Origin of the sequence: Streptomyces sp. NPDC090741, from assembly GCF_044769045.1 — a bacterium.
Classification (GTDB): domain Bacteria; phylum Actinomycetota; class Actinomycetes; order Streptomycetales; family Streptomycetaceae; genus Streptomyces.
Window position 1 is genome coordinate 989,547 of the sequence record NZ_JBIVXF010000001.1, and the last position, 13,489, is coordinate 1,003,035.

13 protein-coding genes are annotated in these 13,489 nt (G+C 71.5%); 8 read left to right on the forward strand and 5 right to left on the reverse strand.

Annotation, left to right across the window (positions count from 1 at the left end):
• Positions 1–105: 105 nt before the first annotated feature.
• Positions 106–735 (reverse strand): sigma-70 family RNA polymerase sigma factor, encoded by a 630-nt coding sequence (locus ACIQU4_RS04575; RefSeq protein WP_030154772.1) that lies wholly within the window; start codon positions 733–735, stop codon positions 106–108.
• A 446-nt stretch (positions 736–1,181) separates the two neighbouring features.
• A complete protein-coding gene (locus ACIQU4_RS04580; protein ID WP_003948568.1) occupies positions 1,182–1,793 on the reverse strand; it encodes a response regulator transcription factor in 612 nt (203 codons plus the stop codon).
• Between the two features lie 379 nt (positions 1,794–2,172).
• Between ACIQU4_RS04580 and ACIQU4_RS04585 the strand changes: the two genes are divergently transcribed.
• Positions 2,173–2,499 (forward strand): WhiB family transcriptional regulator, encoded by a 327-nt coding sequence (locus ACIQU4_RS04585; RefSeq protein ID WP_030154771.1) that lies wholly within the window; start codon positions 2,173–2,175, stop codon positions 2,497–2,499.
• A 111-nt stretch (positions 2,500–2,610) separates the two neighbouring features.
• On the opposite strand, the gene ACIQU4_RS04590 is transcribed toward ACIQU4_RS04585, so the two are convergent.
• Positions 2,611–3,528, reverse strand: coding sequence for a LysR family transcriptional regulator (locus tag ACIQU4_RS04590; protein WP_229336940.1), 918 nt, complete (start codon positions 3,526–3,528; stop codon positions 2,611–2,613).
• An 80-nt stretch (positions 3,529–3,608) separates the two neighbouring features.
• On the opposite strand from ACIQU4_RS04590, the gene ACIQU4_RS04595 reads away from it, so the two are divergent.
• From ACIQU4_RS04595 to ACIQU4_RS04605, 3 genes are all read left to right on the forward strand, one after another.
• Positions 3,609–4,325, forward strand: coding sequence for an MOSC domain-containing protein (locus ACIQU4_RS04595; protein ID WP_403725655.1), 717 nt, complete (start codon positions 3,609–3,611; stop codon positions 4,323–4,325).
• 180 nt (positions 4,326–4,505) lie between these two features.
• Positions 4,506–5,279, forward strand: coding sequence for an SDR family NAD(P)-dependent oxidoreductase (locus ACIQU4_RS04600; RefSeq protein ID WP_403725658.1), 774 nt, complete (start codon positions 4,506–4,508; stop codon positions 5,277–5,279).
• 96 nt (positions 5,280–5,375) lie between these two features.
• Entirely contained in the window at positions 5,376–6,086 is a 711-nt protein-coding gene (locus tag ACIQU4_RS04605) for an ester cyclase (RefSeq protein WP_403725661.1), read from the forward strand.
• A gap of 68 nt (positions 6,087–6,154) precedes the next feature.
• On the opposite strand, the gene groL is transcribed toward ACIQU4_RS04605, so the two are convergent.
• Together groL and groES are read right to left on the reverse strand one after the other, a co-directional pair.
• Positions 6,155–7,783 (reverse strand): chaperonin GroEL, encoded by a 1,629-nt coding sequence (gene groL, locus ACIQU4_RS04610; RefSeq protein ID WP_403725663.1) that lies wholly within the window; start codon positions 7,781–7,783, stop codon positions 6,155–6,157.
• A 111-nt stretch (positions 7,784–7,894) separates the two neighbouring features.
• Complete coding sequence (groES, locus tag ACIQU4_RS04615; RefSeq protein WP_030154760.1) at positions 7,895–8,203, reverse strand: co-chaperone GroES; 309 nt, start codon at positions 8,201–8,203, stop codon at positions 7,895–7,897.
• Positions 8,204–8,597: 394 nt separating this feature from the next.
• Here groES and ACIQU4_RS04620 point away from each other — a divergent pair, with 394 nt between their 5' ends.
• The 4 genes from ACIQU4_RS04620 to ACIQU4_RS04635 all read left to right on the forward strand — a co-directional run bounded on the left by ACIQU4_RS04620 (position 8,598) and on the right by ACIQU4_RS04635 (position 13,459).
• A complete protein-coding gene (locus ACIQU4_RS04620) occupies positions 8,598–9,293 on the forward strand; it encodes a response regulator transcription factor (protein WP_403725666.1) in 696 nt (231 codons plus the stop codon).
• Positions 9,286–10,734, forward strand: coding sequence for a sensor histidine kinase (locus ACIQU4_RS04625; protein ID WP_403725669.1), 1,449 nt, complete (start codon positions 9,286–9,288; stop codon positions 10,732–10,734). Before ACIQU4_RS04620 ends, ACIQU4_RS04625 begins: the two co-directional genes overlap by 8 nt.
• 65 nt (positions 10,735–10,799) lie before the next feature.
• Entirely contained in the window at positions 10,800–12,053 is a 1,254-nt protein-coding gene (locus ACIQU4_RS04630; protein ID WP_403725671.1) for an LCP family protein, read from the forward strand.
• The gene (locus ACIQU4_RS04635; RefSeq protein WP_403725673.1) at positions 12,041–13,459 is read left to right on the forward strand and encodes an FtsW/RodA/SpoVE family cell cycle protein; all 1,419 of its coding nucleotides are present in this window, start codon (positions 12,041–12,043) and stop codon (positions 13,457–13,459) included. The genes ACIQU4_RS04630 and ACIQU4_RS04635 overlap by 13 nt, the downstream gene beginning before the upstream one ends.
• Positions 13,460–13,489 lie beyond the last annotated feature (30 nt).

Genomic DNA, 13,489 nt, shown 5'->3' on the forward strand with positions numbered 1-13,489 from the left:
GATGTCCATGCTAACGGGATCCCGACGCGTCTCATTCCACGACCAAGGTCAAGCAGCATTTTCGTCTGTTCCTACGAGGACGCAGGGATCCGGCCCGCGCCCCGACTACTGCTCCGCGAGCGCGCGCAGCCGACTGAGGGCACGGTGCTGGGCCACCCGCACCGCACCGGGGGACATCCCGAGCATCTGCCCGGTCTCCTCGGCCGTCAGGCCGACCGCCACCCGCAGTACGAGGAGCTCGCGCTGGTTCTCCGGAAGGTTGGCCAGCAGCTTCTTGGCCCAGGCGGCGTCGCTGCTCAGCAGCGCCCGCTCCTCCGGACCCAGCGAGTCGTCGGGCCGCTCCGGCATCTCGTCGGAGGGCACGGCCGTGCTGCCCGGGTGCCGCATGGCGGCCCGCTGCAGGTCGGCGACCTTGTGCGCGGCGATGGCGAAGACGAAGGCCTCGAAGGGCCGGCCGGTGTCCCGGTACCGCGGCAGCGCCATCAGGACGGCGACGCAGACCTCCTGCGCGAGGTCCTCCACGAAGTGGCGGGCGTCACCCGGGAGCCGCGAGAGCCGGGTTCTGCAGTAGCGGATCGCCAGCGGGTGCACGAAGGCGAGCAGATCGTGCGTCGCCTGCTCGTCACCCTCGACCGCTCGGCGTACGAGCGCGCTGACGGCCCCGGCGCTGCCGCCTTTGGCGGCGCCGGTGGAGCCTGTGGCCGTGGGTGACCCCGGGGCCTCGTCGTCGCGCATCAATCCATGGTGCCTTGGCGCCGGAGCATTCGCGGCACCACGGCCCGTGTTGTGCGTCGAAGCGTTATGAGCGGGTGCGCCTGAGCTCGTCACTGCGCCCTCCCCTCCCGCTCGACCGAATACTCCCCGAGGCCCCATCCCAGAAAATGCGCCACACCTCAAGCATGCGGCATCGCGCGCGAAGCGACACGTCCCCCGATTGTGCCCCGCCCATCCCCGGGTGCGCACCGGGTACGGCGGGACGGGAACGGACCAGCACTCGACGAGCTCTCGACGAGCTCTCGACGGGCACGCGCAGGGACGGCCGGGGCGGCCGCGGACGGCCGAAGGCGGCCGGGCGTACAGGCGGACACACCGGCGGACACACAGCCCGGGCGCTCGGCGTGCCGCCCCGCCCGCCGGTGGCGGACGGGACCGCTCTCAGCGTCCGGCCTGCGGTCTCGCGGTCAGCGGACCAGGCCCCAGCGGAACCCGAGCGCCACGGCGTGCGCCCGGTCCGAGGCGCCCAGCTTCTTGAACAGCCGGCGGGCGTGCGTCTTGACCGTGTCCTCGGAGAGGAAGAGCTCGCGCCCGATCTCCGCGTTGGACCGGCCGTGGCTCATGCCCTCCAGCACCTGGATCTCGCGCGCGGTGAGCGTGGGCGCGGCGCCCATCTCGGCCGAGCGGAGCCGGCGCGGGGCCAGTCGCCAGGTCGGGTCGGCCAGGGCCTGGGTGACCGTGGCCCGCAGTTCGGCGCGCGAGGCGTCCTTGTGCAGATAGCCCCGGGCGCCGGCGGCGACCGCGAGGGCCACCCCGTCCAGGTCCTCGGCGACCGTCAGCATGATGATGCGGGCGCCCGGATCGGCCGAGAGCAGTCGGCGCACCGTCTCCACACCGCCCAGCCCCGGCATCCGTACATCCATCAGAATCAGGTCGGAGCGGTCGGCACCCCAGCGGCGGAGGACTTCCTCGCCGTTGGCAGCCGTCGTCACACGCTCGACGCCGGGCACGGTGGCAACCGCGCGACGGAGCGCCTCTCGGGCAAGCGGGGAGTCGTCGCAGACGAGGACGGAAGTCATGACCGCCCTCCGCAGCTGCTGATGCGCGTCACCTTGAGCCTCCAGGCTGGTACGTATCGTCACCTGTGCGGTCGATGCCCTCGGACACCTGTCCGGGAACTTCTTGATTCAACCGCCTTCGCACTCTCAACGATGGTCACTCGAAAGAGTTACGGGTCGGACGGACACCTTCGGCACTCTACGTGAGGAAGCGAACACGGTGTGGGTGCCACTCGCTGCGTGTCCTCCATCTGGAGCTATGCCCTATTTGGCGGCTTTTCTTCCGTTTGGCACGTGTCTGAGGCTAGATTCCCAATGAGTCATATTTACATCTACTACGACAGTAGGTGTGGAGACTTGGACCGTATCCGTCTCAGTACCGGCACCAAGAGGACTACCCATGGCAGATTTCTCCCGCCTCCCCGGACCGAACGCCGACCTCTGGGACTGGCAGCTGCTGGCCGCCTGCCGGGGGGTCGACAGCTCCCTCTTCTTCCACCCGGAAGGCGAGCGGGGCGCGGCCAGGAGTGCGCGCGAGGCCTCGGCTAAAGAGGTCTGCATGAGATGCCCGGTGCGCTCGGAATGCGCCGCGCACGCACTGGCCGTCCGCGAGCCCTACGGGGTGTGGGGCGGCCTCACCGAGGATGAGCGCGAAGAGCTGATGGGACGCGCGCGCCATCGCCTGATCCCCGCGTCGACCACGATCGGACCCCTTCCGCCGCACTGATCCGCAATTCGCCGAAACGTACGAAGGAACGTTTCTCCAGCCTTCGCGAACCTTCGCGCGGACCCGAACGTCACGCGATTGGCCGTACGGCCGTACGCCGGCGCCGTACGGTCAACGCGTGGCGGCCCGCTCCAGTTCGGCCAGGGTCGCCGCCACGGCCGGTACGCGCGCCAGGTCGGGCAGGGTCAGCGCCACGACCTCCCGCTCCACCGCCGGCTCCACGGCCACCGTGCTCACGCCCTTGGCCCGTACGGACTCCACCGCCAGCTCCGGCAGTACGGCGACGCCCAGACCGGCGCCGACCAGGCCGACCACGGCCGGGTAGTCGTCGGTCGCGAAGTCGATGCGCGGGGTGAAGCCCACCTCCTCGCACACCTCCACCAGATGGCGGCGGCAGCGCGGACAGCCCGCGATCCAGGGCTCGTCGGCCAGCTCCGCCATGCCCACCCGCTCGGCCCCCGCCAGCCGGTGCCCCTCCGGAACCAGCCCCACGAGCCGGTCCGTGAGCAGCGGCCGCACCACGAGGTCCTCCCACTCCCCCTCGGCGGCCGAGCCGCCGGCCGAGGGGGAGGCCGAGCCGTAGCGGAAGGCCAGCGCCAGATCGCAGTCGCCCTCGCGCAGCATCTCCACCGACCGCGGCGGCTCCGCCTCGACCAGCGAGATCCGGGTGCCGGGGTGCTCGGCGCGCATCGCGGCCAGCGCCGTCGGCACCAGCGTGGAGCTCCCGCTGGGGAAGGAGACCAGCCGGACCCGGCCCGCGCGCAGCCCGGCGATGGCCGCGACCTCCTCCTCGGCGGCGGTCAGCCCGGCGAGGATCCCGGCCGCGTGCCGGACCAGGGCCGTACCGGCCTGGGTCAGCCGCATCTCGCGGCCGGCCCGGACGAGCAGCGGGGTGCCGGCCGACTGCTCCAGCGCCTTCATCTGCTGGGAGACGGCGGGCTGGGTGCAGCCGAGCTCGCGGGCGGCGGCGGAGAAGGACCCGGTGCCGGCGACGGCGCGCAGCACCCGGAGATGACGTGCCTCGATCATCCTTCGAGCATAAGCCCAGCTTTGGGCTCGGCGCGAATACTCTCGCGCCCCTTTGAGGAGGCTGGACTACCGTGGTCCTCATGGCCCTCACCGCTCCCGACGCCCCCGGCGCCCCCGCGGCCCCTCCGCGCGTCGTCTCCGTGAACCTCGGCCGCGCGACGGCCGTCGACTACACCGATGCGCAGGGCGGGGTGACCGGCATCGGCAAGCACCCCGTCCCCGGCCCGGTCCACGTGTTCCCTCCCGGGCCCAAGGGCATCGGCGCCGGCGGCCTCAAGGGCGACGCCGTCTGCGACCTGCGCCACCACGGCGGGGACCACCAGTCCGTCTACGCCTACGCGCGCGAGGACCTCGACTGGTGGGAGGGCGAGCTGGACCGCGAACTGCCCGCCGGGCTCTTCGGCGAGAACCTCACCACCTCCGGCATGGACCTGACGGGCGCGCTGCTCGGCGAGCGCTGGCGGGTCGGCGCGGGCGGCCTCGTCCTCGAAGTGGCCTCGGCCCGCATTCCGTGCCGAACCTTCCAGGGCGCCCTCGGCGAGCGGGGCTGGGTCAAGCGGTACACGCAGGCCGCGCGGCCGGGTGCGTACCTGCGCGTGGTCCAGGAGGGTCCGGTCTCCCCCGGCGACTCCGTCGAGATCGTCCACCGCCCGGACCACGACGTGACGGTGGAGCTCTGGTTCCGGGCCTTCACCACCGACCGTTCGCTGCTCGCGCGCACGCGGGCGGCGGGCGCGGCGATGGCACCGCAGTGGCACGAGGCGGCCCTCGCCCACATCGAGAAGTACGGGCAGTAGTACGGCACTAGAGGGTGACGCGGGCTCAGGGAGCCGAAAGAGGAGCTCAAAGCGGCTTTTCGTAGCCGGAAGTAGCGGTTCCGCAGCGGGAAGCGACGACGCGCGGCGCCGTGCGTCACGAAGGGGTACCGCCCGGCGGGCTCCCCTTGAGCTGTCGCCGAGGGCGGCTAGGTTGCGCCTATGACGACTGCGTTGATTACGGGATCCACGGCGGGCATCGGCGCCGCATTCGCCCGGCGGCTCGCCGCCCAGGGCCACAACCTCGTACTGGTGGCCCGCGACACGAAGCGGCTCGGCGAGCAGGCCACCGAGCTGCACGACCGGCACGGCATCGAGGCCGAGGTGCTGGCCGCCGACCTGTCCACCGACGAGGGCATCGCGGCCGTCGAGCGCCGCCTCGGCGACCGTACGCACCCGGTGGACCTCCTGGTCAACAACGCGGGCTTCGGCAACAAGGGCCGCTACCTCGAAGTCTCCATGGCCGACGAGCTGACCATGCTGAAGGTGCACATCGAGGCCGTCCTGCGGCTGACCTCGGCGGCCACCGAGTCGATGCGCTCGCGCGGCCGCGGCGGCGTCGTCAACGTGGCCTCGGTGGCGGCGTTCGTGCCGCGCGGCACGTACGGGGCGAGCAAGGCCTGGGTCGTGCAGTTCACGCAGGGCGCGGCGCGGGACCTGTCCGGATCGGGCGTACGGCTGATGGCCCTGTGCCCCGGCTTCGTCCGCACCGAGTTCCACCAGCGCGCCGGCATGGGCACGGACAACATCCCCAACTGGATGTGGCTGGACGCGGACAAGCTGGTGGCGGCGGCCCTGGACGACCTGGCGCGCGGCAAGACGGTCTCGATCCCGGATCCGCGGTACAAGGCGCTGATGGGCCTGGTGAAGCTGACGCCGCGCGGGCTGCTGGGCGGGGTGTCCTCGCGTACGGGCCGCAAGTACGGTCCGCAGTAGCCCAAGCGACCTACGGGTAGGCCGGCCTCCGAACCGGCCGACCGGGTGAAATCTCCCTAAACTGGACGTGCCCCATCCAGCCCGGGAGGCGACGCCATGACATTCGTACAAGTGATCGATTACGAAACCAGGCGGTTCGACGAGATGAACGCGCTCATCGACCGCTGGGCGGAGCAGAGCAGCGGCAGGCGCACTGCCACGCACACGACGATCGGCCAGGACCGCGAGGCCCGGAACCACTACGTGGACATGGTGGAGTTCGCCTCGTACGAGGAGGCCATGAAGAACTCCCATCTCCCCGAGACGGACCGCATGTTCCAGGAGATGGTGGCCCTCTGTGAGGGAATGCCGAAGTTCATGAACCTCGACGTCGTCCGCGACGAGCACCTCAACAAGCAGCTCGCCCAGCGGGTGTTCGAGGAAGCGGCCATGGCCGGCAACATGAGCGTCCTCGACGAGTGCTTCGCGACGAACTACATCGACCACGACGTCAGCAAGGCGGAGTCCACCGTCATCGGACGCGACGCCATGCGGTCGGACATGGAGACGTGGCGCGCGGCCTTCGACATGACCTTCGAGCCGCAGGCCGTGCTGGCCGATGGCGACATGGTCACGACGGTGTGGAACTGGCGCGGCACCCACAAGGGCAAGTTCATGGGAGTCGCACCGACCGGGAAGACGTACGAGATGTCCGGGAGCACCACCTTCCGGTGCCTGGACGGAGAGATCGTCGAGGGCTGGTGGCACTACAACCCCGCGGCCCTGCAACGGCAGATGGGCGGATCGGGTTCCCCGTACGGAACCTGAGGCCCCACCACGGGGAAGGCCCCGTCCCGCGACTGCGGGACGGGGCCTCCTCGGCGTGGTGCGTGCGATCAGTGGCTGTGGCCGTGACCGTGGCCGTGACCGCCGTCGGCGTCTTCCTCGGCCGGCTTCTCGACGACCAGGGTCTCGGTCGTGAGCAGCAGGGAGGCGATGGAAGCGGCGTTCTCCAGCGCGGAGCGGGTGACCTTGACCGGGTCGATGACGCCGGCCTTGACCAGGTCGCCGTACTCGCCGGTGGCGGCGTTGAAGCCCTGGCCCTTTTCGAGCTCGGCGACCTTCGAGGTGATGACGTAACCCTCGAGGCCGGCGTTCTCGGCGATCCAGCGCAGCGGCTCGACGGCGGCGCGGCGGACGACCGCGACACCCGTGGCCTCGTCGCCGGACAGACCCAGGTTGCCCTCCAGCACCTTCACGGCGTGGACGAGCGCGGAGCCACCGCCGGAGACGATGCCCTCCTCGACCGCGGCGCGGGTCGCCGAGATGGCGTCCTCGAGGCGGTGCTTCTTCTCCTTGAGCTCCACCTCGGTGGCGGCGCCGACCTTGATGACGCAGACGCCGCCGGCGAGCTTCGCCAGGCGCTCCTGCAGCTTCTCGCGGTCCCAGTCCGAGTCGGTGGACTCGATCTCGGCCTTGATCTGGTTGACGCGGCCGACGACCTCGTCGTGGCTGCCGCCACCGTCGACGATGGTCGTGTCGTCCTTGGAGATGGTCACGCGGCGCGCGGAACCGAGGACGTCCAGACCGGCCTGGTCGAGCTTGAGGCCGACCTCCTCGGCGATGACGGTGGCACCGGTGAGGGTGGCCATGTCCTGGAGCATCGCCTTGCGACGGTCACCGAAGCCGGGGGCCTTGACGGCGACCGCGTTGAAGGTGCCGCGGATCTTGTTGACGACGAGGGTGGAGAGCGCCTCGCCATCGACGTCCTCGGCGATGATCAGCAGCGGCTTCGAGGCGCCGGCCTGGATGACCTTCTCGAGCAGCGGCAGGAGGTCCTGGATGGAGGAGATCTTGCCCTGGTTGATCAGGATGTACGGGTCGTCGAGGACGGCCTCCATACGCTCCTGGTCGGTGACCATGTACGGCGAGAGGTAGCCCTTGTCGAAGGCCATGCCCTCGGTGAACTCCAGCTCCAGGCCGAAGGCGTTGGACTCCTCGACGGTGATGACACCGTCCTTGCCGACCTTGTCCATCGCCTCGGCGATGAGCTCGCCGACCTGCTGGTCCTGCGCGGAGAGCGCGGCCACGGCGGCGATGTCGGACTTGTCCTCGATCGGGCGGGCCGTCGCGAGGAGCTCCTCGGACACGGCCTTGACCGCGGCGTCGATGCCCTTCTTCAGGGCGGCCGGGGAGGCGCCGGCGGCGACGTTGCGCAGGCCCTCGCGGACCAGCGCCTGGGCCAGCACGGTGGCGGTGGTGGTGCCGTCACCCGCGATGTCGTTGGTCTTGGTCGCCACCTCCTTCACGAGCTGCGCGCCCAGGTTCTCGTACGGGTCGTCCAGCTCGACCTCGCGGGCGATGGTGACACCGTCGTTGGTGATGGTGGGGGCGCCGAACTTCTTGTCGATGACGACGTTGCGGCCCTTGGGGCCGATCGTCACCTTCACCGTGTCGGCCAGCTTGTTGACGCCGCGCTCGAGGGCGCGACGGGCGTCCTCGTCGAACTTCAGGATCTTCGCCATGGGAGCGGTTCAGCCCTCTCGAAAACTCGGGTTTAACGAACTGCGCCCCTTGCCGCCCGGCAATCAGCGGGGTGACCAGGGGCGCAGCTCAAGCAATACAGATGAAGTGGATTACTTCTCGATGATCGCGAGGACGTCGCGAGCCGAGAGGACGAGGTACTCCTCGCCGCTGTACTTCACTTCGGTGCCGCCGTACTTGCTGTACAGCACGATGTCGCCGACGCTGACGTCCAGCGGGAGACGCTGGCCGTCCTCGAAGCGGCCCGGACCGACCGCGAGGACGACGCCCTCCTGGGGCTTCTCCTTCGCGGTGTCCGGGATGACCAGGCCGGAAGCCGTGGTCTGCTCGGCGTCGAGCGGCTGGACCACGATGCGGTCCTCGAGCGGCTTGATGGCAACCTTGGAGCTGGTGGTCGTCACGATCCGACCTCCCCCTTCGGAGATCTCACGGGGCTAACTGTCTGGGGTGGCGACCAGGTGGATCCGTCGTCGCGGGTGCCGGACCTGCCCGTCGCTGTGTTGGCACTCACCGGTGGCGAGTGCCAGGTGCGAGACTATTCCGGCGATTAGCACTCGGTCAAGCGGAGTGCCAACACGCTCCGCTGGGTGATCCGGATCGGGGGTGCCCCCCGGGCCCCGCGGCGGCATCCCGCCCGGGGGATCGGGGGTGCCCCCGGGGCCCCGCGGCGGCATCCCGCCCGGGGCTCCGCCGGGCATCCGCCCCGGAGGCGGATTGAGCCCCGCCGGCGTTTGAGGCGTGGGGGGGGCAGGCGGGGCCGGGGCCACGAGGTGGGCGGTATGTGACGCTTGGGGCGTGCGCATTCTCGTGGTCGAAGACGAAGAAGGCCTCGCCGAGTCCCTGCGGCGCGGTCTCTCCGCCGACGGGCACTGGGTCGACCTCGCCCACGACGGCCACCGCGGGCTGGACCTCGCCCGCACCGGCTCGTACGACGCCGTCCTGCTCGACCTGATGCTGCCCGGCCTCAGCGGCTACGAGATCTGCGCCCGCCTGCGGGCGGACGGCGACCCCACGCCCGTCCTCATGCTGACCGCCAAGGACGGCGAGTACGACGAGGCCGAAGGCCTCGACTCCGGCGCCGACGACTACCTCACCAAGCCGTTCTCGTTCGTGGTCCTGGCCGCCCGGCTCCGCGCCCTCGCCCGCCGGGCGGCCGGCGCCACCACCGGGGCCGCCGACCCCCACCACACCCTCCAGGCCGGCGACCTCGTACTCGAACCCGCCGGCCGCCGCTGCCGCCGCGGTACGCACGACATCGAGCTCACCGCCCGCGAGCTCGGCGTACTCGCCTGCCTGATGGAGCAGCCCGGCCGCGCCGTCGCCAAACAGGACATCCTGGACCAGGTCTGGGACACCCCGCACGCCATCGACCCGAACATCGTCGAGGTGTACGTGTCCTCGCTGCGCAAGAAGATCGACGCCCCCTTCGGCCGCCGCTCGATCCTCACCGTGCACGGCACCGGCTACCGCATGGCTCCTGACGGTGGCTAGGACGAGCCCGGGGCCGCTCCGGCGGCGGGCGGCGCTGGCCGCCGCGCTCGCCATGGCCGCCGTACTGGGCGCCGGCGGGCTGTGGCTCTACACCCTGCTGCGGGCCAACCTCCTCGACAACACCACCAACCGCACCGAGCTCGCCGCCCGCAAGGTCGCCGCCCAGCTCGACGGCCGGCTCGACGGCCACGACTTCCCCGGCGGCCTCGCGTCCGGCGAGCGGCTGCCCGCGCCGGAGAGCGGGGTGGACCTGGTCCTCGTACGGGACGCGCAGGGGCGGACCGTCGCCTCCACCGGGGACCTCGGGGACACCCCCGACCTCGGCGGCCTGCGCCCGCCCGCGCCCGGTGCGTCGGGCGCGCCCGGCGCATCCCGTGCGTCCGGCGAGGACTCCCGCTCCGCCGTGCTCCCGCCCGCGCGCCCCGGCGCGGAACGGCGCGCGGTGGTCGCGGTCGATGCGCCGGGCGGGCACGAGGTGTACGCCGTCACCGTGCTCGGCGACGTGGACGACGCGACCCGCGCCATCGCCCTCGGCCTGCTGGCCGGCGCACCCCCGCTGATCGGCTTCGCGGCGGCCCTCGCCCGGTGGGTGACGGGGCATGCCCTGCGCCCCGTCACCGCGATCCGGTCCGAGCTCGCGGCGGTCACCGCCAGCGAGCTGGACCGCCGCGTTCCGGATCCCGGCGGGGCGGACGAGATCGCCCAGCTGGCCCGCACCGTCAACGACACGCTCGACCGGCTGGAGCGGTCCGACGCCCGGCAGCGGCAGTTCACCGCGGACGCCTCGCACGAGCTGCGCAATCCGCTGGCCGCGGTCCGGTCCCGGCTGGAGGTGGCTCTGGCCCAGGGCCGCCCCGACCGGGAGTCGGTCGCGGCCGCACTGGCCGATACCGAGCGGCTCCAGCGCATCGCGGCGGACCTGCTGCTGCTCGCCCGCCTCGACGGCGGCTCCGTACCGCGGGCCGAGCCGGTGGACCTGGCGCTGCTGGCCGCGGAGGACCTGGCCCGGCGGCCGGCCCCCCGGGTTCCGCTCCGGCTGGACGCGCAGGCGCCCGTACCGGCGGCCGGGGATCCGGCGCGGCTGGAGCGGGCGCTGGCCAACCTGGTGGACAACGCGCTGCGGCACGCCCGTACGGGGGTCGTCGTACGGGCGGCCACCGAGCCGGCGGACCCCGGCGCCGGCCGCTGGGCGGTGCTGGAGGTCGAGGACGACGGCCCCGGCATCCCGGCGGCGGACCGCGACCGGGTCTTCGAGCGGTTCGTCCGCCTGGACCAGGACCGCGGCCGCGCGGGCGGCGGTACGGGCCTCGGCCTGGCCATCGTCCGCGAGATCGCCCGTGCGCACGGCGGCGAGGCCCGCGCGCTGCCGTCGAGGGCGGGCGGCGGCATCCGCCTCGTCCTGCGCGTGCCGACCGGCGGGGCGGCCCCGACCCGTCCCTGAACATCCTGAACGCCCTTCAGGAGTCTCAGGAATCCTTCAGCACCCCTCCCCCAGCATCGACTGGCATGAGCGCGCACCGGAGGAAGACCAGCCACCCCGCCCGCCGGCCCCGCCACCCCCGGCCCCGCCGGTTCCGCATCGCCCGCACCCCGCTCGTCGCCGTCTGCGCGCTGGCCGTCATGGCCGCCGCCGGGGCCTGGTACGTGTACCGGGACCTCGCCGGCAGCATCGGCAGCTCCAAGGCCCTGGAGGGCGCCGAGAAGTCGAAGTACGGCGACACCAACATCCTGCTGATGGGCCTGGACAGCCGCCGCGACCAGAACGGCGAGAAACTGCTGGAGGAGGTCCTCGACAAACTGCACGCCGGCAGCTCCGACATCGGCGGCTACAACGCGAACACGCTGATCCTGCTCCACGTCCCCGGCGACGGCAGCCAGGCGAAGGCCTTCTCGGTCCCGCGCGACGACTTCGTCGACATACCGGGACAGGGGCCGGGACAGGGGCCGGGGCAGGGCAAGGGCAAGGGCAAGGACAAGATCAAGAAGGCGTACGGGCTGGCGAAGGCCAAGGAGGAGGAGCGGCTCTCGGCCCAGGGGGTCAAGGACCGGCGCCGGCTGGAGCGCGAGGGGCGGGAGGCCGGCCGCAAGGCACAGATCGAGACGGTACGGAACTTCCTGGGCGTCCCGGTCGATCACTTCGCCGAACTCAACCTGGCCGGTTTCTACCAGCTCGCCCAGGCGCTGGGCGGCGTACCGGTGTGCCTGAAGAAGCCGGTGCGGGACAAGTACTCGGGCGCCGACTTCCCGGCGGGCCGCCAGACCCTGAACGGTCAGCAGTCCCTGGCCTTCGTGCGCCAGCGGCACGGCCTGGACATGGGTGATCTGGACCGGACGAAGCGGCAGCAGGCCTTCCTGGCGGGTGCCACGCAGAAGCTGAACTCGGCCGGAACCTTCACCGATCCGGTCAAGCTGATGAAGCTGATCGACGCCGCGAAACAGGACGTGGTGACGGACGCGGGCTGGGACCTGATGTCGTTCGTGAAGCAGGCGAAGAACCTGTCCGGCGGCAAGGTGGCGTTCACGACACTGCCCGTCGAGCGGTTCGGAAGGAACCATGGGGAGGACATAAACGTCGTAGACGATATGAAGATAAAGCGCCTCATTGCCGAGCAGATCGGACCGGGGTCTTCCGCATCTGCGGCCGCTCCGAGCCCGAGCGGCGCCCCGGGGGCGCCTCCGGGACCGGCTCCCGCCGCCCCGGCCCCGACCGTGAGCGGCAGCCCCGCCATCGACGGTGGCGGCATCCCGTGCGTGGACTGAGACCGCTCACGACGGCCGGCTCGCGCCGCCGTACCGAGGCGCTGCTCCTCGTCTTCGTCGTCGCCCTCACCGTCTTCGGGCACGCGAGCGCCGGCCTGGCGATGAACGGCGAGCTGCCCGGCAACCTCACCGGCTTCACGATCAGCATGACGCTGCTGGCGCTGGTGGGGCACCTGGGCGTGCGCCGGTTCGCGGCGCACGCGGATCCGCTGATCTTCCCGCTCGCCATGCTGCTGTCGGGGCTGGGGCTGGTGCTGCTGCACCGGCTGGACCAGTCGTACATCGCGCGGTACGGCGGCGACGCGAACGCGCCGGGGCAGCTGCAGTGGACGGTCATCGGCGTGGCCGCGTGCCTGGCCGTGGTGGCGCTGCTGCGGGACCACCGGCTGCTGCAGCGGTTCATCTACATCACGATGGCGGTCGCGCTGGTGCTGCTGATCGCGCCGGCGTTCTTCGGTGCGGACACGTACGGCGCGAAGCGCTGGATCATCCTGTTCGGGTTCTCGCTCCAGCCTGGCGAGTTCGTGAAGATCATGATCTCGATCTTCTTCGCGGGCTATCTGGTCATCCACCGCGATTCGCTGGCCCTGACGGGCCGGAAGTTCCTGGGCATGCGGCTGCCCCCGATGCGCCAGCTCGGGCCGATCATCACGGTGTGGATCGTGTCGCTGCTGGTGCTCGTCTTCGAGCGGGACCTGGGTACGTCGCTGATCTTCTTCGGTGTGTTCGTGGTGATGCTGTACGTCGCCACCGAGCGCACCAGCTGGATCGTGACCGGCCTGCTCATGGCGGGCGTGGGCGCCTTCGTGGTGGGCTCGACGGAACCGCACGTCAAGGGGCGTGTGGCCGCATGGCTGGAGCCGCTGTCGTACTACTGGAAGGAACGGCCGCCGGGGGTCATCTCGGACCAGTCCGCGCAGGCGCTGTTCAGCTTCGGTACGGGCGGCATGTCGGGGACGGGGCTGGGGATGGGGCACCCGGAGCTGATCGGCTTCGCGGGGCGCAGCGACTTCATCCTGACCACGGTGGGCGAGGAGCTCGGGCTGGCCGGGGTCATGGCGGTGCTGATCCTGTACGCGCTGCTGGTCCAGCGGGGGCTGCGGATGGCGCTGGGTGCGCGTGACCCGTTCGGGAAGCTGCTGGCGGTGGGCCTGTCGGCGGCGCTGGCGCTCCAGGTCTTCGTGGTGGCGGGCGGCGTGACGGGCCTGATCCCGCTGACCGGCAAGGCGCTGCCGTTCCTGGCGAAGGGCGGCTCGTCCCTCCTGGCCAACTGGATCATGATCGCCCTGCTGCTGCGCATCAGCGACAGCGCGGAACGCCAGCGCGAAGCCGACGCCCAGGGCCCGGCGGAAACGACGATCACCCCGGTGATCACGGCTACCGCGGCCCCGGCCCCTCGGGGCTGAGGCCGGGGCTCCGGCGCCCCGGCGCCGGGA